Origin of the sequence: Paracoccus alcaliphilus, assembly GCF_028553725.1 — a bacterium.
GTDB classification, from domain to species: domain Bacteria; phylum Pseudomonadota; class Alphaproteobacteria; order Rhodobacterales; family Rhodobacteraceae; genus Paracoccus; species Paracoccus alcaliphilus.
Map to the genome: position 1 here is coordinate 798,350 of NZ_CP067124.1, position 19,280 is coordinate 817,629.

Genomic DNA, 19,280 nt, shown 5'->3' on the forward strand with positions numbered 1-19,280 from the left:
ACATCACCTGTTCAGAATTTGTGGCAGCAACAGCGACAGCGAGGGCACCGCAGCCACCATGAGCAGCACGAAAAGGCAGATCCCGATCATCGGCAGAATGGCGAGCGAGACCCGCTCCAGCGGCGCGCGCGAGATGGCTGACACGATGAACAGGCACAGACCGACCGGCGGGGTGATCAGCCCGATCATCAGGTTCAGCACCACCATGACCCCGAATTGCACCGGATCGAGGCCCAGCAGCGGAAACACCTCGTTCAGGATCGGCATGGCCAGCACCAGCGCCGCCAGCGGCTCCAGAAACAGGCCCAGAACCAGCAGCACCAGATTGAGCAGCAGGATCAGCACCCAGGGGTTGTCACTGACCGAGACCAACTGCGCGGCAATGCTGCGCGGAATATTCTCGATCCCCAGAATGAAGGATGTCATCGAGGCCATGGCGACGATCAGCATCACCCCGGCGGTCATCGTGGCCGTATCATAGAAGGCCTGACCGATCTTGCCGGGCGACAGGGTGCGATAGAGCAAGCCACCGATGATCAGCGCATAAAGCGCCGCGACCGCCGCCGCCTCGGTCGGCGTGAAGGCGCCCGAGCGGATGCCGCCGACGATGATGACCGGCAGCAGCAGGGCAGGGATCGCCCGCATCGCCAGCCCGAGCCGCTCTTCGCGCGGGACGGGCTGGGGCATGGGATGATCCTCGACCCGTGCGCGCCACAGGGCATAGCCGATCAGCAGCCCGCAGATCAGGAACGCTGGCAGGATGCCCGCCAGAAACAGATCGGCAATCGAGGTGCCGGTCAGCACGCCATAAAGGATCAGCGACAGCGAGGGCGGCACCAGCGAGCCGAGGATCGACCCGGCCGCCGTCAGGGCTGCGGCATAGGCCGCCTTGTAGCCGTCGCGCACCATCGCCGGGATCATCACCGAGCCGATGGCCGAGGCTTCGGATGTGGCCGCGCCCGAGATGCCCGAAAACATCATCGAGGCCACGACATTCACCACCGCCAGCCCACCCCGGACGCGGCCCACCAGCATCTGGGCAAAGCGCACGATCTGCCGGGTCAGATCGGCGGAATTCATCAGATTGCCGGCCAGAATGAAGAACGGGATGGTCAGAAGCACGAAATTGTCGATGCCCGCGATCATCTTTTGCGGAAAGCCGATCATCAGCTGCCACTGGTCATAGGCGAACAGATAGGCGACCGAGGCGAGGCCCAGTGAAAAGGCGATCGGCACGCCCAGGATCATGCAAAGCGCGAATATGGCAAGATACAGGGTCATTGATGCGATCCTCCGGTGCGGTCGCCGATGATGTCGGCCACGGTGCCGCCCGCCGCTATGGTGCGGAAGCAAAGCACCAGATCAGCGATCAGCCGCAGCGCCAGCAGGCCCATACCCACGGGCAGCGCCGCATAGACCCAGAAAGTGCCGGGTGTCGGCGGGGCGGCGGCACCAAAGATGTCGCGCAGGATGAAGCCGAGCGCGGGGATCGCCGCGCCACCGGCCATCTGTGCAAACCGCCAGCCATACCAGACCAGCAGCAGGCTCAGCCCGATGGACAGCAGCGTGCAGAACATGGCCAGCGCCAGGGCGGGCCTGCGCGGCAACAGCGCGCCCAGAAAGCCGAGTGCGGCGATCTCGCCACGCTCAAAGGCCAGGACAACGGCCAGAAAGGCGATCCAGATCAGCAGGTAGCGGCAGACCTCCTCGGCCCAGAGCAGGGAGGCGTTAAAGCCGTAGCGCAGGGCGATCTGGGTGGTCATCAGCGCCAGCAGCCCGCCAATCAGACCGATCAGCAGATAGCGCAAGGCAAGGCGGAGCGGACGTTCAAGCGCCAGCAATGTCATGTCATCTCTCCTTCCCGTTCGGCGTTCAGCCAAAATCATGGCGGTCAGCCGAAATCCTCGTCCTGATACCGCGTCAGATGCAGGTAATCCGCACGGGGCGGGGCAAAGACATCAAGATTGACCGCCACCTCGTCGCCCATCGCCTCGCCGCAATGAACGACATCCGGCGGAATGCGCAGCACCTCGCCCGCGCCGACCTCGACCACCTCATCGCCGATCTCGAAACGCACCCGGCCGGACAGGATATAGGCCAGCTGTTCGAACGGATGCGAATGGGGCCGCTTTTCCATACCCGGTTCCAGCCAGTTCATGACCATCACCGAGTTTTCACCCCGAAAGGCAGTGCGCGATACGCCCGGCCGCACGTCTTCACGCGGCAGCTCGGACCAGCGGTAGATTTTCGGTCCGGTCATGGTTACTGGCCTGCGCCATAGGCATCGCGGAACTTGCCGATCAGCGGATCCTTGTCTGACCATTCGGTGACCACCGGCGCTGTCAGTTCCAGCATCCGGTCAAGGTCGGACAGGTCGGTGACAGTGACGCCATTTGCTTCCAGATAGCTGCGGGTATCGTCTTCCTGTGCAGCGGCATGGGCATAGGCCTCGGCGGTGGTTTCCTGCGCGGCTTCCTGCAGGGCGGCCTTGTGCTCATCGCTCAAACCCTCCCAGACGCGGCCCGATACCATCACGATGCCCGGCCAGAAGTAATGCCCAGTCAGGGTCACATGCTTGGCGGCATCATGCAGGCTTTCGGACTGGACCGAAGACAGGTTGATTTCGACCGCATCAATCGTGCCGGTTTCCAGCGCCGAATAGACCTCGCCATAAGCCATGCCGATCGGGCTGACACCCACGGCGTGCCATGTGGCCTCATGCAGCGGGATCGGTACGATCCGCGTCTTGAGGCCCGCGAAATCGGCGGTGGAGGCCACCGGCTGGCGGGACAGGAAATGCCGCTGCCCGGCCTCGACAAAGCCCAGACCCTTGATCGACTTGTCGTCCAGCGTCGCCAGCAGTTCGGCCCCGAGATCCGATCCCAGAACCTCGGCGATCTGGCCGTAATCCTGCACGGCGAAGGGCAGTTGCAGCGCGTCGAAGGCCTGGATGCCCAGCACCAGCGGCAGGGTTGGCGACGAGACCAGCGCGCCCTCGATCAAGCCGATCTGCAGCCCCTCCAGCAATTGCTTGTCATCACCCAGCTGGCGGTCGCCAAACACTTCGATGGCAATGGCGCCATCGGTCTTGGCCGCGACCTTTTCGGCAAACATCTCCAGCCCGTCCTGAAACAGGTGCTGGGACGAGGCCGCATGACCCATCTTGATCGTTACTTCCTGCGCCGCCGCCCCAAAGGGCAACAGGGCAAAAGCCGCTGTCAGCAGATATTTCCTCATTTTCTTTCTCCTCCCTCTTGTTTCGCTTAGCAAAACACGTTATTTAATACTGAAACAAGCTGTGGGATTTTGTCAATCCTGCATGCTGTCCTTTGCTGCAAAAATCGTCGCTGCATGTGCGAAGGCCTGTCGCGGCCGTGGCGCGGACATGCGAAAGCCCGCGCCACTGGTCGCGGCGCGAGATGGCAGGCCATTCCGCAAGGCTGGATCAGATTGCGGTTTCACGCAGCAAGGTCTTGAGAACCTTGCCATAATTGTTCTTGGGCAACGATCCGAGGAACACATATTCCTTGGGCCGCTTGAACCGCGCGATGCGATCCAGACAGTGCTGATCCAGTTCCGCAGGGGTTGGTTGTGCCGGTCCGGTCACGATACAGGCCACCGGAACCTCGCCCCATTCTGCATCTGCACGGCCAATGACCGAGACTTCCAGCACGGCAGGATGTTCCAGCAGCGCCTCCTCGATCTCGCGCGGGTAGATGTTGGTGCCGCCCGAGATGATCACATCCTTGGACCGGTCATGCAGGGTCAGGCAGCCATCCGGATCAATCCGCCCCATATCGCCGGTCCAGAGCCAGCCGTTGCGCAGCGTGGTCGCGCTGGCCTCGGGGTTGCGCCAGTAGCCGGCCATTACCGGCAGACCCTGCACCAGAATTTCGCCCACCTCGCCCTGGGGCAGGGGTCTGCCATCGGCATCTGCGATGCGCAGCCGCACGGCGGATTGCGCCCGCCCGACCGAGCCCAGCCGCATCCGCCAGTCGGGATGGCTGCGGTCGGCCACCTCGGCCCGCGACAGGGCGCTGATCGCCATGGGGCATTCGCCCTGACCATAGATCTGCACGAAACGCGGGCCCAGCACCTCGACCGCCTCGATGATATCGGCGACATACATCGGCCCGCCGCCATAGACGACGGTGCGCAGGCCCTCACCCCGGCTGCTGCTGGCGCGTGCAGCCTCAACCAGACGGCGCACCATGGTCGGCGCGGCGAACATCGAGACATTGTCCAGACGGGCCGCCAGCGCCAGTACCTCTGCCGCGTCAAACCCGCCCGAGGGCGGCACCACATGCCGCGCCCCCTGCATCACATGCATGAAATTGTAGAGCCCGGCACCATGGGACATCGGCGCCGCATAAAGCGCCGCGTCATCCGGCGTGACGGGATCGACATCGGCCATGTAGCACAGTGACATGGCGACCAGATTGGCCGATGTCAGCATCACCCCCTTGGGCTTGCCGGTCGTGCCCGAGGTGTAGAAAATCCAGACCAGATCCTGCGGATCGGTGGGATGGATCGTGGCGCGCGCGCCCTGTTGCATCGCCTGCCAGTCCGGCCCATCGAGAAACAGACAGCGGATATCGGCACATAGGCTGGACAGCGCTTGCCCATGTGCGGCATCGACCATGACAAGCGCCGCGCCTGCATCAGCCACGATCCACGCGGCCTCACGCGGGTGCAGTTTGGCATTGATCGGCACGGCCACGGCGCCCATGGCCCAGATGGCATAAAGCGCCACCAGATAATCGGGGCTGTTGGCGGCAAAGATGGCCACCCGGTCGCCGGGCTGCAGGCCCTGTGCTTGCAGCGCCCCGGCGGCGGCAAAGGCGCGGTCGCGAAAGCCTGCATAATCCGCAACCAGATCGGTCCCCAGCATCAGGGCAGGCCGGTCCGGCCCGCGTTCAGCGCTGCGTTGCAGCCATTCCGCCGGGTTCATGCCCGGCCTCCCATGCGTTCGAGGATCGAGACATAGCTGGCCACAGCCGATCCGCCCATGTTGAACACGCAGCCCAGCCGGGCATCGGGCACCTGCATGGCCCCGGCGGTGCCCGCCAGCTGCCGCGCGGCCAGCACATGCATCGAGACCCCGGTGGCCCCGACCGGATGCCCCTTGGCTTTCAGCCCGCCCGAAAGGTTCACAGGCAACCCACCACCCTTGAGCACCCGGCCAGAGTTGATCGCCTCGGCACCGCGGCCCTGCGGGGCCAGCCCCATCGCCTCATAGGTCAGCAGTTCGGCGATGGTGAAGCAATCATGCACCTCGGCGAAATCCAGATCATCGACCGTGATCCCGGCGCGAGCATAGGCCTGTGCAAAGGCCCGTGTGGGGCCTTCAAATGCCAGCAGGTCGCGGCGCGACATCGGCAGGTAATCGTTCAGATGCACCGCCGCGCGAAAGCCGATGGCATGATCGAATTCCGTCGCCAGATCCTCGGCCACAAGGATCAGCGCCGCCGCACCGTCCGAGATCAACGAACAGTCGCTGAGCCGCAGCGGCGGGGCAATCATCGGGTTCTTGTCAGAGACGGTCGCGCAGAATTCCTCGCCCAGATCCTTGCGCAGATGCGCCAGCGGATTGTCCAGCGCATTGCGGTGGTTCTTGGCGGCGATCCGGGCCAGAGCCCGGCTCTGGTCGCCATTGGCCTGAAAATAGGCCTCGGCGAAACGGGCGAAGATGCGCGGAAAGCTCTGCCCGTCCTCTTCGGCGGCATAGCCCGCCTGCATCAGCGCATCGGTCACGCCCGCCGTATCCAGCCCGGTCATCTTTTCGGCGCCGATCACCAGCGCGATGCGCGCCTCGCCTGCGCGGATGGCATTGCGGGCGGCATGGATCGCGGCCGAGCCGCTGGCGCAGGCATTCTCCAGCCGCGTGGCGGGGGTGAAACGCAGCGCGTCATCTGCCTGCAGGGCCAGCGAGGCCGCAAAGCCGTCGCGCACCATGCCTGCGTTGAAATGGCCCAGCCAGATACCGTCGATCTGCGCAGCCTCAAGGCCCGCCGAGGCGATGGCCTCGCGCGCGGCGGTGACGATCAGCGCCTCAAGACTGTCCTCATGGCGACCAAAGGGGGTGTGCCCCCAGCCCACGATCCTTGCATCCATGACTTTCCTCCTCCGGATCCGGCAGATAGTATCGGGGCCGGAGTGGTGGCCAATCCGTGAAACTACGCGGTTTTGTCCGTTGCAGGGAGATGCCCCCGTGGATACCCACCGTGGATGATCTGGCCCAGTTGGGCTTTGCCAATGCGCCCGTCGGTCTGGTCGTCACGGCCAACCGCAGGATCGACCTGTGCAACGCGCGTTTCGCGGCGATCTTTGGCTACCGGATGCAGGACCTGCAGGGCAGGCGCCTTGCGCTGCTTTATCCTTCGACCGAGGAATATGACCGGATCGGGCGCATCGGGCTGGCCGAGATGAAAGCCACCGGGCGCTATGACGATGAACGCGTCATGCGCCGCCGCGATGGCAGCCATTTCTGGTGCCGGGTTCAGGGCCAGTCGCTGGATGCCGCCAATCCCTTCAGCCGCGCGGTCTGGAGCATGACCGATATCTCCGCAGCCCGCCCGTTGGTACAGCTGACACGGCGCGAACGTCAGGTGGCGATGCTGCTGGTCGAGGGGCGCACCAGCAAGGATATCGCCCGGGCGCTGTCGATCTCGCCGCGCACGGTCGAGGCGCACCGGCAAAAGCTGAACGCCAAGCTGGAGGTGCGCAACACCGCCGAATGCGTGGCCCGTCTGGCGGGCATTCCGGGGCTGGATGCGGGCGGCGGCTGACGCGCAATCCGCCGTCCGGCCGCCACCCGGCATCAGGGCGCGGGCCGTCATCAGCGCCGCGGCATCCGAGGCCGGAAACACCACCGCGCCGGTGATCCCGGAGATCTGGCCGAACCTATATCCGCGAGACGGTAGGGGCCTTGCTTGGGTTTCTAGGGTTGACGCCTTATTGAATAGCAACCAGCCGCCCACGTGCTTCAATTTGCATGGGTGGTTTGCTGTTCAGTTGGCGCTGGTGGGGAAAGTACCCAGGCCACTATGTTACATAACAATGATTATCGGCTTTTATCGACATCCGCGCCTAGCGTGTGTGTGGATCCACCCAGATAACGTCCATTATACCCCTGTTTTGACCATTATACACACACTTAGTGACCACTGATATTTTTGATTCCAGTTATAATTGTTATATATCAATATCTTACTTGTATTTTCGTCCGTTTCACTCTTACCGCGATCCGCGCCGAGGCACGCCCAGGGGCGGTGTTGACTCAGTCGCGGACAATCCGGAAACAATGGATGCATGAAACCGGCCAACGCGATCTGATCATGGCATTGGCATGTTCCAGCTCGCCGTCCAGCCCGACAACGGCGGCCTTGCCATAACCCTCGACCTTGTCGCCGCCGCCTGCCGCCTCAAGGATCATCCCGGTCAGCAATTCACCCAGACTCTGCGCGAACTGGCGGTGGATCGTTTGCGGCAGGCCATCGTGACCGGCCGTTTTGCCAGCGGAGACCGGCTGGTGGAGCGCAGCCTCTGCGACCAGCTGGGCGTTTCCCGGTCGGTCGTGCGCGAGGCGATCCGCTATCTGGAGGCCGAGGGTCCGGTGGAGACCCTGCCCCGCAGCGGCCCCGTGGTGGCAACGCTGGACTGGCCGCGCGCGCGTCAGATCTACGATATCCGCCGCCTGCTGGAGGCAGAGGCCGCCGCAGCCTGTGCCGCCGCAGCCGATCCCGTGGTCGAGGCGCGGTTGCGTGCCGCGCTGGACGGGATGCAGCTGGCCAAAGGCAGCGGTCGGCCCGATGGATTGCTGGCCGCCACGACCAGCTTTTACGAGGTGATCTTTACCGCCGCCGGGCATGAGGTCGCATGGGAAATCGTGCAGCGCCTGAACGGTCGTATCTCGCGCCTGCGGGCAATCACGCTGGCCAGCACAGACCGCAGCATCTCGGGCCATGCGCATATGCAGCGGATCTGCGCCGCGATCTGCAACCGCGATCCGGCGGCGGCAGCGGCGGCGGTCCATGCCCATCTGAAGGATGCCGCTGAGATCGCCCGCGCAAGCCTCGAGGCGCCGCAATGACCGCCTATTGGATCGCCCATGTCACAGTGACCGATCCGGCCGCCTATGCCGGATATCAGGCCCTGGCCCCGGCGGCATTCGCCCGGCATGGCGCGCAGTTTCTGGCGCGGGGCGGGCTGTCGGAGACGCTGGAGGGCCCATCGCTCGACCGGCATGTGGTCATCGCCTTTCCCAGCCTTCAAGCCGCGCGCGATTGCTATCATTCGCCCGAATATCAGGCAGCCCGCGCCGCGCGCGATCAGGCCTGCATCGCCCATGTGGTGATTGTCGACGGGGTCGAGGGCGCCTGATCGCCCCGCCTGACTGCCCCGCCTGCCGCCCTCGGGGTGACGGCAGCCGTCAGATCAACCGACAGCCGCCAGTGCGTAATGCGGTGTGCCATCCCAGACCAAATCCCATGAGGCGCCCGGACGAACATTCTGGATCGCGCGCGGCTCAAAGCAGACCAGACAATTTCCCCCGGGTAAGGGCGCGCGCACCGAAGGGTAGATCAGCCCCCGCGATCCCGCCCGCCGCAGATGCTGGGCGAGGCTTTGCCCCTCAGGATAGCCGACCGCCGGATCAGGATGCAGCGCGGGATGTTCCGGCGCATCGGTCAGGTCGTCAAACACCCCGATGAAATCCGCCAGCAATTCCACATAGCGGGCGCTGTCATGGAAGCTGCCGGTAAAGCCTAGCTCCCGCGTCCGGTGCCAGGCCACCTCGCTGACGGAAACCATCACATCCCAGGCGCAATACCAGGCGCCCCGCGCCTCGGTGTTGAAACGGTTGCCGCCGGTGCGGGTATAGGTGAAGGCCGCGTTGACATGGCTGTCGCCGTAAATGCTCAGATCAAAGCTGCGGCGCTGCCAGGCCAGCTCTCGCGGGTCCAGATGCGGGTTGCGCCCGCGCTCTGCCAGCAGGCGTCCACTGGTCATCCCCTCGATCTCGGCCAGTATTTTTTCTCGTCAGGGCAATCGGGCGGATCTGGTTCTCGACTGGATTGGTGTCGAGTTCCAGAGTGCCATCTTCCAGAAAGCGGATCAGACCTGGCCAGTGCCCCAGCGTGTAGCGGATGTCCTCGGCCAGCTGAGATTTCTGCGGGATCCGCGAGAGCTGGGCTTCCAGCCAGGGCTTGAGCGCGGCGATGATCGGGGCCGAATGTTCACACCGGGCCGCCAGGCGCACAGTTGCATCCTTGCCGCGCACGGTCTTCTCGATCTGGTAGAGCAGCGCGATCTGGCGCAGCATTTCTTCGGCGATGGGTGAGCCATCGCTCTCGAAGCGCTTCACGAAGCGTCGACGGACGTGCGTCCAGCAATAGACCAGTTGCCACGGGCCATTGTCGCGCGCGATGTCCGTCAGCGCATTGTAGGACTGATATGCGTCGCATTGCAGGAACCGGCCCTGATACCCGGCAAGGAAGTTCAGCGGGTGCGCCTTGCCCCTGCCGGGGGCGTAATGGAACAGCACGATGGGTGGGCCAGCGCCGCCATGACCACGGTCATCAGCGACGACCGCCCAGAAGAAGCCGCTCTTGGTGGCCTTGCGGCCCGGGTCCAGCACTGGCGCGCGGGTCTCATCCACGAAGATGCGGTCGGCCCCGCGCAGATGGGCGCGCATGTGATTGATGACCGGCATCAGATGGAAACACGCGCGGCCGACCCAGTTGCCAAGAGTGCCGCGATCGAGGCTGATCCCCTGGCGCTTGAAGATCTCTGTCTGACGGTAGAACGGCAAATGGTCGCCGAATTTCGAGACGATAATCCAGGCGATGAACAACTCCGTGGGCAGCCCTCCGGGCACGACATGCTCGGGGGCATGTGCCTGTGCCACGGCCTGTGAGCAGCGACGGCAGGCGTATTTGGGGCGCCGCGTGACCAGCACCCGGAACTGGGCCGGGATCACGTCCAGCCGCTCGGATACATCCTCGCCGATCTTTGCCATCTCACCGCAACCACAGGGGCAGAGCGTGCTGGCGGGCTCGATCACGCGCTCGACCCTTGGCAGATGGGACGGCAAATGGCCACGATTGCGCTTCGGCTTGCGCGGCTCTTTACCGCGGGCCCGTTGCATCGCCGCTTCGGCCTTCTCCTGCGCGGCCTCAAGCACGCCTTGGGCAAATTCGGCATCTTCCAGGGGAAGGTTGAACTGGTCCGGCGACAGCTTCTCCGAGCGCTTGCCGAACTTCTCGCGCTGCGCAATGCGCAGGATATCCTGCAGCCGCCGATTGGCCTCCTGGGACTCTGCCAGCGATGCCTCGACCTCGGCGAGGCGGGCTTTCAGCAGGGCATTTTCGCGTGCAAGATCAGTGGCATCCATGGCAGGAAGTGAATCACGGAACGCGTCTTTTTTCCAGTAAAAATGGGGATTTCCGGGCTCTTTCCGATTACCCTGCCGCCAGCGGACGCCGCGCCCGCTCCGGTCGGACCAGCCGCCAATCCACGCCTTCAAAAAGGGCCGCAAACTGCGCGCTGGACATGCGCATGACCCCGTCGCGCACCTGTGGCCAGACGAACTTGCCACCCTCCAGCCGCTTGTGAACCAGAACCATCCCGGTCTGATCCCAGATCAAAAGCTTGATCCGATCCGCCCGCTTCGCTCGGAAGACGAAGGCGGCTCCGCAGAACGGATCCATCCCGAACATTTCCTGCACCGCCAGCGACAGCCCATCTATGCCCTTGCGGAAGTCTACCGGCCGCGTCGCCACGAAGACCTTCACCGGCCCGCCATGACCGAACATCACGATGCTGCAGCCCGTGCCGCGCGGATCGCTCGCGTCAGCTGGCCCTCATCGGCACCAGCGCCGGCACGGATCACGATATCGCCGATGACAATCTCCACATCGGACGCGCCTCGCGCCGGCGGCGCATCCGCCGCGCTGTCATCGACCACCAGCTCCGCGAAGATCGGCAACGCCGCCACGCTCTCAGGCACTACCAGATTGCCTTTACGCAGCTGCTTTCGCCAATCGTAAATCTGCCAGCGCGTCGTGCCGTGCTTGCGCGCAACGTCGGCCACCGTCACACTAGGCATCATGCTCTCCGCCGCGATCCGCGCCCGCTCCGCCTTCGTGCGTCGCCGCCGACCACTCGGCCCTTCAAGCACCTCAAGCCGGGAAACCCCAAAGCCCTTCGAGCTGTCCAAATGGACGCCCATTTTGCCGTCTCTCTCCAAATCCAACACCTCCGCCGCAAATGTGCGCGGAGAATGAAGGCATCAGGTCAGAAATGGCAGGAGGGGGGCGCCGTCGCGCTTACCCTCCTTGTAACATGAGCAGAATTACACTGTGTCTTTAGGCCAGATACAGGCCGTCCAGAAAACGTAGGTATTGCAGGAAACATCAAGCTCAGGGCGCAACTGGATGAGAGACCAGAGACTGCTCAACCCCTGCAGCCGTCGCGTACGTTTTTAATGACATACACGGGTCAAAGCATCAACCAGCTGGATGTGGAGAAGTGGATACCTGAATAACCATAAAAGATACGAGCTTCAGATGATTTTATCTACAAGATGATGCGATGGCGGAGCAAGCCCTTTTAAAGCTGAATGGTAGCTCAGTGCCATCTTGAAAGTGGACGATGAAGCAGCTTGTTATAATGGTGCTACTTACAGATTTGCGCGTCTCAATCCCCCTGCTGAAGCCAGATATTTCTTGCGTAATTGGCCAAGATGTTGCCGAGCAGTAGTCACCGTAAAGGGTTTCTAGAGCTAAGGAATCTTCCACACTTATGGCAGCGCCGGGTGCTTCCGACCTCAAAATCTCTCGGAAAAAGCTTTGAGCAATGCTCACTTGTGGGAAAGACATTCCATTGCTCAGGTTGACGGGTTTCTTCAAGTTGAAACCACCTTAGAAAGCCAAAGTACGTCTGTCATGTGTGTAGAACTCTCCCACGGTAATATCAGGGACATTTAGCTCGGGTGCGATCATGGAGGTAGCAATGATGACCTGATTTTCGGAGGCTGCGCTCTGGGACATTTTGAAAAGGAGTTTCTGAAAATTTTGGCTGCGCAAAGGCTCCATTCCTTTGTCCTCAACAGTATCCATAAGGAGGAACCGCGGGTGATTGAAAGATCTATCCTGTGTGGCTGCAAAGCAAAATGCAGCTAGAAAACTGTTCTTGAGATACACCATAGAGCTGGCAGAGAAGAAGCTATCGCCGTTGACGGCTATGCGATCAGCATCGAACTCGAAGGTCACAGTTTCAGCGTTTTCGAACGTGCTCTGTCGCGCAAGATCCCACTTAAGGAACTTAACTACGAGGTCCGCGATGGCCGTCTTCGCCTTGGACACTTGCGTAGAATTCCTCTTCCGCTCAGCATCGATGGTGGCGCGAAGCCCGTCAATCTCTATTCGGAGGTTCTCTGTGGTTTTGGAAAGCCCAGCCATTTGTTCGATTACCCCTGCCTTGCTCGCGAGGTCTTCGATCTTTCTTATTAGATAGCCTGCGGATCGATTGAGCTCACGAAGCTTCAGCCGCAGTTCTGTCGTCGGAGATCTGACCGCGATCTGATAATGCCTCGACGCTTGCTCCCAAAGGGACTTGGAGGTCGCCAGTTGCTCGCGAAGTAGCTCAATCTCAGAGGCGCGATCGTTCTGGAGGTCTAATGACTCTTTGCGTTGTCGAGAAAATTCATTGATGAATTTTAACGAGCGAGCTTTGGTCTCTCTAGGGTCATATGCCATTTTACATAGGCCGCATGCTCCTTCTACATCGTGATTGTCGATTGGAGCCAGGCAGGCTGGGCAGAATTCGTATTCGAGTGTCTTCAGCTCATCGATTACTGCATCTGACTGATTAAGCTGGATCAGCTTCTCGTCGATAGCAGCAATGAACTGGAGAGAATCCGCCCTCTCTAGCTCGAGGCTATCTATTTCTTCCTGCAATCGAGCAATGGTTGCTTGCAGTTGAACGATGCGCTTATACGTTTCCTCTTGATCGTTTAAGCTCAAGCGATCTTCGAACTGGGCATGAAATATTTTTTCCTCCAATTCGGATATTTGATCATTAGTCGATTCAAGTTGCGCGTTGTATTTTGCCGTCTCAGCAGTAAACCATTCAAGTGTGAGCGGGTTTCCATCAGTGCCGTGGGCCCTGATGAGAGCCTTCATCTGAGCATCTGCGAGATCGAACTCTTTATTCGCCAGGCCCAAGCGTATCTGGGCATTGTAAAACTTTGAGCTGAATGCACCGCAAAGCAGTTCCCCTACTGTCTGGCGGGTGATAGCGTCATCAAATCTTTGCGGCCTGAATAGCTTCTCCACAGGGCTAAGCTGGTCAGCGTACAGAAGCCTTAGAACTTGGTTGATGGTAATCTTGGTGTCGGTCTCCGCATACTGAACTTCCGGCAATCCAAGAAACCGGAAGATCACTTGAGAGAAGCTATCCTTCGCACCTCTCGAATACGGATAAACCTGCCATTCCTCTAAGCGTGCGCCGACTGCCTCGTCTATGGTGCCCAGGAAAATTCTCATCGGCCTACTTGGCTGGTCACTAACTTCTCGTGAAAAAGTTGCTGTCCCGCCATTGAGAGCGACTTGCAAGAAAACAGTATCACAACGGATCGCGCTTTCGCGCCAATTGTTGAGATCGCCGCCGAGTCCGTAAAAGATGAAGTCCATGATAGTAGACTTGCCAGAGCTGTTCTCTCCACGAATGATATTCAAACCTGTGTGGAATTGCTCATCGTAGACCACTGCGCCCCGCGCAGTAACCTGAAGGCGCTCAACTCGAAGATTGGGTTTAAACATCGTCATAGCGATATTCCTCAAGCTTGCTTCGTGCACGGAGCCCATCGGAGCCGAAAAGAGTCCATGTCTTCAGGTGATCTAGAAACTCGATAAGTTCCGAGTTATCTTGCCGATGGCTTTCTACCGCCTCATGCAGCCTTCCAGGAAGACTCTTCGATGTTCTAGCTATGAAGCCATCCATGAATGCTTTGTGATCGAAGAAGCCATACGAATGGAGGCTGCTGGCCGCCGCATTTTGGGCGGCGTTCATGCGCCGAAACATCACTGCAGGTCTGGGTGTAACCTGATACGAATTCGGTAGATAGCGTCGCTTGAGTGCGTTGTGCTTCTTGATGAGATCTCTTGGACACCGGAATTCGGATATTAATGAAGGAAAACAAATGTAAAAGTCTAAGATCCGAGCGGTGTCCTTCCGGCAGCCAACAGATGCCTCATTTGGAAATAGCACCAACATGCGGAAAACCGCGTGAAATGGATCGTTCGCGGGTAGGTAAGTGATGTTAATCACAATGCCACCTCACATAGCACTTGTCCGCGAGCCAGTAGATCATACCTTTGAGGTGTGTTTTGTTCAGAGTTAGGTGATCCGATCCTTCGCCAAACTCAATCATAATCTTCTCGATGATCTCTGCGTCAACGAGGTCATCAATCTCTTTCCTTGAAAGTACCTCCGCAAACGGAATGATTTTACTTTCGAAAGTTTCATGTATCGCAGCCATGATGTAGGCGAATAGCTGCTGCGCACTCGAGAAGCGCTCATATCGTAGAAGCAGCTTCGCAAAGAACTCTTTTTTTCTCTTGGCATCAGTATAAGTGTCGCTGCGCCCACCGGCCAACAACTTATTTTCGAGGCCTATGATTGTCTCGCCGTCTCTATTATCAATGAAGAATTGGAGGTCTTCTACAAATCCAATCATGGATTCGTCTTGCAAAATCTGATGCGCAAGAAGCCTCAAAAGCCTGGTGATTTGCGACGGCTTCACGCCATCGATCTGATTGTATATTGTAGTCGACTTATCGATGCTTCCGCCGGCTTGGTCGCCGCCGACGTTGGATTGGCTGAGGTTAGTTTTCGTACCTAGAAAGCTCACGACTTGTGGATATCGCGGCCGGCTTGATCGCCACCGACCCTTGAGTTGCGTTGATCCGAGTAGCTAGAGTTTCGGCCTTGGCGAAACTTCTGAACCGTAAGCGTCAGGCCGCACCCCAAGAGGAAACCAAGGGCGCCGCTGACTACATCGACGTAATTCGACCAGTTGTCCACTTTTCCCCCAACTCGCCATGTCTGGTTCCGCACTGACTAGGTGCTTGCTCTAAATTGCTGAAATGTTTTAGTCCGTCAATGAAAGATTGTCTTGTTTAGACGTGGCAAGCGATGGTTGAGCGATGATGGCATCACCGCTTTGGCGGGTGCTGCATAGTGCGGACACATTCCCGCACAACGCACCTGACTGTGGCATCTGCCCGGTGTTGCGGTGTTTGCTCGACGGTCGATGCGGAGGCGACCCGACTATGTCGCTGCGCCGAGCACAGACGTCTGCTCTCAGGAAGCTGCATGGCAGCATCAATCAGGGAGCGACTGGCCGCTCTGGGCCGAAACTGTCCGGCGACTCGAGGGATTGCTTGCTGCCGCGCCGACCAGCCCTTTTCTGCGAAGCTGCGATGAACTTCGCTCGATCTGCTTCCGCATTCGAGAGCCTCTGATCGCTTCTTCCCATGCCCCTGGCTCGCGAATTGAAGCCGGAAGGACAGTAGACCGCTGGCTCAGGAAATTTTCTGTAGTGCGGGGTATCGCCTGTAACGCTTCCAAACTACGTCAGCCTTGCTGCCGCAAAGGAAGATTTGTGGCCACTTGAGGAAGACTTCAGTGGCAATCCACACATACGGGTTTGAAATTTCATCAAGTCTCGCTTTGTTCTTCTGAGAATCTTGAACGAATCCAGTGGTTTTGACCAGCGCGTTTTTTATCGATTGCCTTTTGTTTCACGACACGTAGATGGACGGACCTCTATCCTCGAGGAATCTTGCCGCATTGCATCCAGCGCCAAGGCAGACCGCCTCGCAGGAGCAGGCGAGGATTTTGATGGGGTCTGAGGCATTCCAAATAGCGTTGCTTCAAAGACAGAGCCGGAAGGGATTACGCCATCTACCCTGTCCGTTCGATCCCTAGCCTCTCGATCATGTCGTCTCGGTCTTTCAGCGCCTTGCGGGCCGCCTCGGGGCGGGCGGTGGCGCAACTGTTGATGAGGCACTCGATCGCGACCATGAAGGCGCCCATGCTGTTGGACAGAAAGCTTGATTTGTGTTCGACCAGAATGGCGGCGCGTGACGGCCCGACCAGAGGCGAGGCCGCGCGATCCGTTAGGGCGATGACGTCCAGACCGATGTCGGCGGCAATGGCCGCGACATCGACCACCTGTGAAGAATAGGGCGCGCAACTGACCGAAATCAGCACATCGCCCGCCCCCAGCAGGGCCAGCCCCTCGGCCGTGCCAAGATTGTTGGCATCCAGCAACTGCACGTCGGAACGGATCATGCGCAGGCCATAGACCAGAAAACTTGCCACCGAATGGAACTGCCGGATCCCGTGAACCGTGACGCGGGGCGCATTCAGAATCAGTCTGGTGGCCAGACTGAAAGCCGTCTCATCAAAGTTTTCGATGAAGCGGGCGATATTGGCCTGATTTTCATGGCAGAGCTGTTCCGCGCGGGCGCGCGCCGGGGCGCGGCCCTGCAACGCGGCCTGCGCCTGCCGCGAATAGAATGCCCCGGGCGCTGCCATGGAAGCCGAAAGCAGCACCTGCTGCAAGGCCGGAAAGCCCGAATAGCCGAGTGACCGCGCCAGCCGGGTGAGGGTCGAGGGATTGACACCAAGTTCACCGGCAAGGGTCGTGATCGACAGCAGCGCCGGGCTGCCCACCATCTCAATCAGGCGCGACAATGCTGCCGCAGCTTTCGAGCCAAGTGTTATCGGCGCGGCGCCGCGCCCGATTTCCAGAGCGAGCGCCCGCAGACCATCAAGCGTGTCGGGTGCTGCCGTGATAGGCGGGCTTTCCAGTGGCACAGTCATAAATGCTCCAGCTAAGCGCCCCCCGCGCAAGCGTCAGAACCGCCGTGCCCAAGGTATTTTCTTCGTCCGGATCATCCGATGCGTCCCGGCGAATGGGAAGCCCCGAAAGATCGCCGTCGCGCAGGATCGCAAGAACTTCGGCCCCGTCAGCGATCATGACTTTGCCGCGCCGCTGCCGGTCCGCCGAGGACCGGGTGATGATCTGCCCCCTCAGCCCGCCTTGCAGATGAAGCGCGTGGTTGGCGTGCAGGGCCGGCTTTGTGATTTCCACAACAGAGGTATCGCCGCCGCCGAACTCGACCGACAGGATACGGCGGTCGTCAGTATGGCTCAGCGCGAAATGGAACCCGCCCGACGGCGCATCGGCAAGGGTTGCTATGGCCTGATCCAGTGTCGTGCAGCCCAACACCGCGCGGCCAAGAACCATGCGCGGGATGTCCGCCTCGACGCCCGTCAGCCGCAGATTGTTGACGGTCTGCGCCAGCCCGGCGCTGTTGAAGGCGAAGGTATGGCCGGGAATCGAGCCGGGATAGCAGAAGGCGTGAAAGCCGGGCCCGTCCTGCGGGGCGGCTTCGGCGATGAAGCAGGACCCGCGAAAAAACGGCAGGCCGTCCTCATTATGGGCCAGCACCGGAGTTTCGCCGGGCAGCATCACGGTGGTGCAGCCATCGGGGACCGAGGCCAGCAGATCGCCCCGGCAGTTCCACGCAAAGACCTGCATCAGCGGCATGTCCAGCCCCGCCGCCAACCCTTTGATTTCGGCCCAGATCGCGGGAAAGCGCGCCTGAGTCGCCTGTGCCATCCGGGCGACACGGGACGTGTGGTGATGCGAGGTGACCTCTGCCCACAGCGGATGGCGGGTCAGGTGGCGGCTCACGGCATCGCGGGCGGCCTGACCCAATGCAAGGCCCAGATCATGCGGCGCGCCAGACACGCGCCGCCAGCCCAGATCACGGGCCAGGATGTCATTCGACATGTTGCAGAAAGTCCTTCAGCCGGTCGTTCGGAGGATTGGCGATCATCTCGCGCGGGTCGCCATCAACCGAAATCTTTCCGTGTTCCATAAAGATCAGCCGCGTGCCGACCTGACGAGCAAAGCCCATTTCGTGCGTCACGACAACCATGGTCATGCCTTCCTGCGCCACAGCACGCATGACGGACAGAACCTCTTGCTTCAGTTCGGGATCAAGGGCCGAGGTCGGCTCGTCAAAGAGCATGACCTTGGGCCGGATCGCCAGCGCCCGGGCAATCGCCACGCGCTGCTGCTGTCCGCCCGACAGCGCCGAAGGCAGGTGATGCGCCCGCGCCTTCAATCCGACCTTGTCCAGCAGGTCCATCGCCTGCGCCTCGGCTTCGGCCTTGCTAAGGCCGCGCACCTTGCGGGGTCCGAAAGCGACGTTCTGCAAGGCTGTCATCTGCGGAAACAGGTTAAACTGCTGAAACACCATGCCGGCTTCTTGCCGGATACGGCGCAACTGCCGCCCCCCGGCCTTAACCGAAATGCCGTCCACGATCAGATCGCCGCCCGAGATTTCCTCAAGCCCGTTGATGCAGCGCAGCAGGGTGGACTTGCCCGAGCCCGAAGGGCCGATCAGGACGACCACCTCGCCTTCGTTGATGGACAGGTCGACCTGATCCAGCACCTTCAGATCGCCGAAATGCTTCGAGGTCTTCTGGAATTCGATGATGCTCACAGGATCCTCATGCGTTTTTCAAGCAGGCGCAGGGCCAGTGACAGGGTTCCGGTCATCAGCAGATACAGCACCGCGACGGCGGTCCAGATCTCGACCGCGCGAAAGTTCGAGGCCATGATTTCCTGCCCCGTCCGCGTCAACTCGCCCACGCCGATGACGATGAACAGCGATGTGTCCTTCAACGAGACGATGAACTGGTTGCCCAATGGCGGGATAAGACGGCGGAACGCCAGCGGGCCGACGATATGGGTCAGCACCTTCCAATGCGGCAGGCCCATCGCCAGCCCGGCCTCGGTCAGGCCGCGCGGGATCGACAGGAATGCGCCGCGCACGATTTCCGCGATATAGGCACCGGCATTGACGACGATGGCAAGGCAGGCCGCGCTCATCGGGTCCATGCGGATGCCCAGCAGTACCGGCATGGCGAAATACAGAAACATCACCTGCACGACGATGGGCGTGCCGCGGATCAGTTCGACATAGATCAGCGCAATGCCGTTCAGGACGGGGCCGCCATAGGCCCGCATCAGCCCGGCGATCAGGCCAAGGATGGTGCCGCCGATCAAACCGATCAAAGCGATGAAGATGGTGATTTTGGCGCCCGCAAGCAGTTGCGGCATGATGCCCGGAACGACGGACCAGTCAATTTCCACGGATAATCCTCCGTTGTCTCGGGAAAAACGGGCGCGGGCC

At 60.7% G+C, this 19,280-nt stretch carries 20 protein-coding genes and 1 pseudogene; 3 read left to right on the forward strand and 18 right to left on the reverse strand.

From position 1 onward, the window contains the following. Positions 1-3 precede the first annotated feature (3 nt). The 6 genes from JHW40_RS04215 to JHW40_RS04240 form a co-directional block, all read right to left on the reverse strand. Positions 4-1,281 carry a TRAP transporter large permease gene (locus JHW40_RS04215; RefSeq protein WP_090613841.1) on the reverse strand — a complete coding sequence of 426 codons (1,278 nt, stop codon included), beginning with the start codon at positions 1,279-1,281 and terminating at the stop codon, positions 4-6. Next, positions 1,278-1,847 (reverse strand): TRAP transporter small permease, encoded by a 570-nt coding sequence (locus JHW40_RS04220; RefSeq protein WP_170851865.1) that lies wholly within the window; start codon positions 1,845-1,847, stop codon positions 1,278-1,280. Before JHW40_RS04220 ends, JHW40_RS04215 begins: the two co-directional genes overlap by 4 nt. A gap of 44 nt (positions 1,848-1,891) precedes the next feature. Further along, the gene (locus tag JHW40_RS04225; RefSeq protein WP_090613846.1) at positions 1,892-2,260 is read right to left on the reverse strand and encodes a cupin domain-containing protein; all 369 of its coding nucleotides are present in this window, start codon (positions 2,258-2,260) and stop codon (positions 1,892-1,894) included. A gap of 2 nt (positions 2,261-2,262) precedes the next feature. Beyond that, a complete protein-coding gene (locus tag JHW40_RS04230; RefSeq protein WP_090613849.1) occupies positions 2,263-3,237 on the reverse strand; it encodes a TRAP transporter substrate-binding protein in 975 nt (324 codons plus the stop codon). Positions 3,238-3,445: 208 nt separating this feature from the next. Then, positions 3,446-4,951, reverse strand: coding sequence for an AMP-binding protein (locus JHW40_RS04235; protein ID WP_090613852.1), 1,506 nt, complete (start codon positions 4,949-4,951; stop codon positions 3,446-3,448). Continuing rightward, positions 4,948-6,114 (reverse strand): acetyl-CoA acetyltransferase, encoded by a 1,167-nt coding sequence (locus JHW40_RS04240; RefSeq protein WP_090613855.1) that lies wholly within the window; start codon positions 6,112-6,114, stop codon positions 4,948-4,950. The genes JHW40_RS04235 and JHW40_RS04240 overlap by 4 nt, the downstream gene beginning before the upstream one ends. Before the next feature lie 110 nt (positions 6,115-6,224). Here JHW40_RS04240 and JHW40_RS04245 point away from each other — a divergent pair, with 110 nt between their 5' ends. Further along, complete coding sequence (locus JHW40_RS04245; protein ID WP_244519246.1) at positions 6,225-6,788, forward strand: PAS and helix-turn-helix domain-containing protein; 564 nt, start codon at positions 6,225-6,227, stop codon at positions 6,786-6,788. A 491-nt stretch (positions 6,789-7,279) separates the two neighbouring features. Here the strand turns inward: JHW40_RS04245 and JHW40_RS04250 are convergent, their stop codons facing one another. Then, positions 7,280-7,435, reverse strand: coding sequence for an amino acid synthesis family protein (locus tag JHW40_RS04250; protein ID WP_244519247.1), 156 nt, complete (start codon positions 7,433-7,435; stop codon positions 7,280-7,282). 39 nt (positions 7,436-7,474) lie between these two features. On the opposite strand from JHW40_RS04250, the gene JHW40_RS04255 reads away from it, so the two are divergent. Beyond that, the gene (locus tag JHW40_RS04255; RefSeq protein ID WP_244519248.1) at positions 7,475-8,092 is read left to right on the forward strand and encodes a GntR family transcriptional regulator; all 618 of its coding nucleotides are present in this window, start codon (positions 7,475-7,477) and stop codon (positions 8,090-8,092) included. Further along, a complete protein-coding gene (locus tag JHW40_RS04260) occupies positions 8,089-8,382 on the forward strand; it encodes a DUF1330 domain-containing protein (RefSeq protein ID WP_090613863.1) in 294 nt (97 codons plus the stop codon). Before JHW40_RS04255 ends, JHW40_RS04260 begins: the two co-directional genes overlap by 4 nt. A gap of 54 nt (positions 8,383-8,436) precedes the next feature. On the opposite strand, the pseudogene JHW40_RS04265 reads toward JHW40_RS04260, so the two are convergent. The 11 genes and pseudogenes from JHW40_RS04265 to glnP all read right to left on the reverse strand — a co-directional run. Next, a pseudogene (locus JHW40_RS04265) lies at positions 8,437-9,033 on the reverse strand (RES family NAD+ phosphorylase); the annotation flags it as partial. Next, positions 8,924-10,393 carry an IS66 family transposase gene (gene tnpC / locus JHW40_RS04270; protein ID WP_272849063.1) on the reverse strand — a complete coding sequence of 490 codons (1,470 nt, stop codon included), beginning with the start codon at positions 10,391-10,393 and terminating at the stop codon, positions 8,924-8,926. The gene tnpC and the pseudogene JHW40_RS04265, both read right to left, overlap by 110 nt. A 67-nt stretch (positions 10,394-10,460) precedes the next feature. Then, the gene (tnpB, locus tag JHW40_RS04275; RefSeq protein WP_272849064.1) at positions 10,461-10,814 is read right to left on the reverse strand and encodes an IS66 family insertion sequence element accessory protein TnpB; all 354 of its coding nucleotides are present in this window, start codon (positions 10,812-10,814) and stop codon (positions 10,461-10,463) included. Then, positions 10,814-11,230 carry an IS66-like element accessory protein TnpA gene (tnpA, locus tag JHW40_RS04280; RefSeq protein WP_090613977.1) on the reverse strand — a complete coding sequence of 139 codons (417 nt, stop codon included), beginning with the start codon at positions 11,228-11,230 and terminating at the stop codon, positions 10,814-10,816. The genes tnpB and tnpA overlap by 1 nt, the downstream gene beginning before the upstream one ends. Positions 11,231-11,921: 691 nt before the next feature. Then, the gene (locus tag JHW40_RS04285) at positions 11,922-13,829 is read right to left on the reverse strand and encodes an ATP-binding protein (RefSeq protein ID WP_170851869.1); all 1,908 of its coding nucleotides are present in this window, start codon (positions 13,827-13,829) and stop codon (positions 11,922-11,924) included. Next, positions 13,816-14,277 carry an ABC-three component system middle component 5 gene (locus JHW40_RS24125; RefSeq protein WP_323032859.1) on the reverse strand — a complete coding sequence of 154 codons (462 nt, stop codon included), beginning with the start codon at positions 14,275-14,277 and terminating at the stop codon, positions 13,816-13,818. Before JHW40_RS24125 ends, JHW40_RS04285 begins: the two co-directional genes overlap by 14 nt. A gap of 46 nt (positions 14,278-14,323) precedes the next feature. Further along, positions 14,324-14,914 carry an ABC-three component system protein gene (locus JHW40_RS04290; protein WP_090613871.1) on the reverse strand — a complete coding sequence of 197 codons (591 nt, stop codon included), beginning with the start codon at positions 14,912-14,914 and terminating at the stop codon, positions 14,324-14,326. Between the two features lie 1,055 nt (positions 14,915-15,969). Beyond that, on the reverse strand, positions 15,970-16,893 hold the full coding sequence (locus tag JHW40_RS04295) for a MurR/RpiR family transcriptional regulator (protein ID WP_090613873.1): 924 nt from the start codon (positions 16,891-16,893) through the stop codon (positions 15,970-15,972). After that, positions 16,841-17,869, reverse strand: coding sequence for a C45 family autoproteolytic acyltransferase/hydrolase (locus JHW40_RS04300; protein WP_090613876.1), 1,029 nt, complete (start codon positions 17,867-17,869; stop codon positions 16,841-16,843). Before JHW40_RS04300 ends, JHW40_RS04295 begins: the two co-directional genes overlap by 53 nt. Next, entirely contained in the window at positions 17,859-18,587 is a 729-nt protein-coding gene (gene glnQ / locus JHW40_RS04305; protein WP_090613879.1) for a glutamine ABC transporter ATP-binding protein GlnQ, read from the reverse strand. The genes JHW40_RS04300 and glnQ overlap by 11 nt, the downstream gene beginning before the upstream one ends. Continuing rightward, positions 18,584-19,240, reverse strand: a complete 657-nt coding sequence (gene glnP, locus JHW40_RS04310; protein WP_090613882.1) for a glutamine ABC transporter permease GlnP — start codon at positions 19,238-19,240, stop codon at positions 18,584-18,586. Before glnP ends, glnQ begins: the two co-directional genes overlap by 4 nt. Between the last annotated feature and the right edge of the window lie 40 nt (positions 19,241-19,280).

Bases quoted from the DNA above. Each gene is read 5' to 3' on its own strand.
- JHW40_RS04295 (WP_090613873.1), bottom strand. From the start codon at position 16,893: ATGACTGTGCCACTGGAAAGCCCGCCTATCACGGCAGCACCCGACACG.
- JHW40_RS04260 (WP_090613863.1), top strand. From the start codon at position 8,089: ATGACCGCCTATTGGATCGCCCATGTCACAGTGACCGATCCGGCCGCC.
- JHW40_RS04230 (WP_090613849.1), bottom strand. From the start codon at position 3,237: ATGAGGAAATATCTGCTGACAGCGGCTTTTGCCCTGTTGCCCTTTGGG.
- JHW40_RS04285 (WP_170851869.1), bottom strand. From the start codon at position 13,829: ATGACGATGTTTAAACCCAATCTTCGAGTTGAGCGCCTTCAGGTTACT.
- tnpB (WP_272849064.1), bottom strand. From the start codon at position 10,814: ATGTTCGGTCATGGCGGGCCGGTGAAGGTCTTCGTGGCGACGCGGCCG.
- JHW40_RS04240 (WP_090613855.1), bottom strand. From the start codon at position 6,114: ATGGATGCAAGGATCGTGGGCTGGGGGCACACCCCCTTTGGTCGCCAT.
- JHW40_RS04220 (WP_170851865.1), bottom strand. From the start codon at position 1,847: ATGACATTGCTGGCGCTTGAACGTCCGCTCCGCCTTGCCTTGCGCTAT.
- tnpC (WP_272849063.1), bottom strand. From the start codon at position 10,393: ATGGATGCCACTGATCTTGCACGCGAAAATGCCCTGCTGAAAGCCCGC.
- JHW40_RS04250 (WP_244519247.1), bottom strand. From the start codon at position 7,435: ATGATCCTTGAGGCGGCAGGCGGCGGCGACAAGGTCGAGGGTTATGGC.
- JHW40_RS24125 (WP_323032859.1), bottom strand. From the start codon at position 14,277: ATGTTGGTGCTATTTCCAAATGAGGCATCTGTTGGCTGCCGGAAGGAC.
- JHW40_RS04300 (WP_090613876.1), bottom strand. From the start codon at position 17,869: ATGTCGAATGACATCCTGGCCCGTGATCTGGGCTGGCGGCGCGTGTCT.
- tnpA (WP_090613977.1), bottom strand. From the start codon at position 11,230: ATGGGCGTCCATTTGGACAGCTCGAAGGGCTTTGGGGTTTCCCGGCTT.
- JHW40_RS04215 (WP_090613841.1), bottom strand. From the start codon at position 1,281: ATGACCCTGTATCTTGCCATATTCGCGCTTTGCATGATCCTGGGCGTG.
- JHW40_RS04225 (WP_090613846.1), bottom strand. From the start codon at position 2,260: ATGACCGGACCGAAAATCTACCGCTGGTCCGAGCTGCCGCGTGAAGAC.
- JHW40_RS04235 (WP_090613852.1), bottom strand. From the start codon at position 4,951: ATGAACCCGGCGGAATGGCTGCAACGCAGCGCTGAACGCGGGCCGGAC.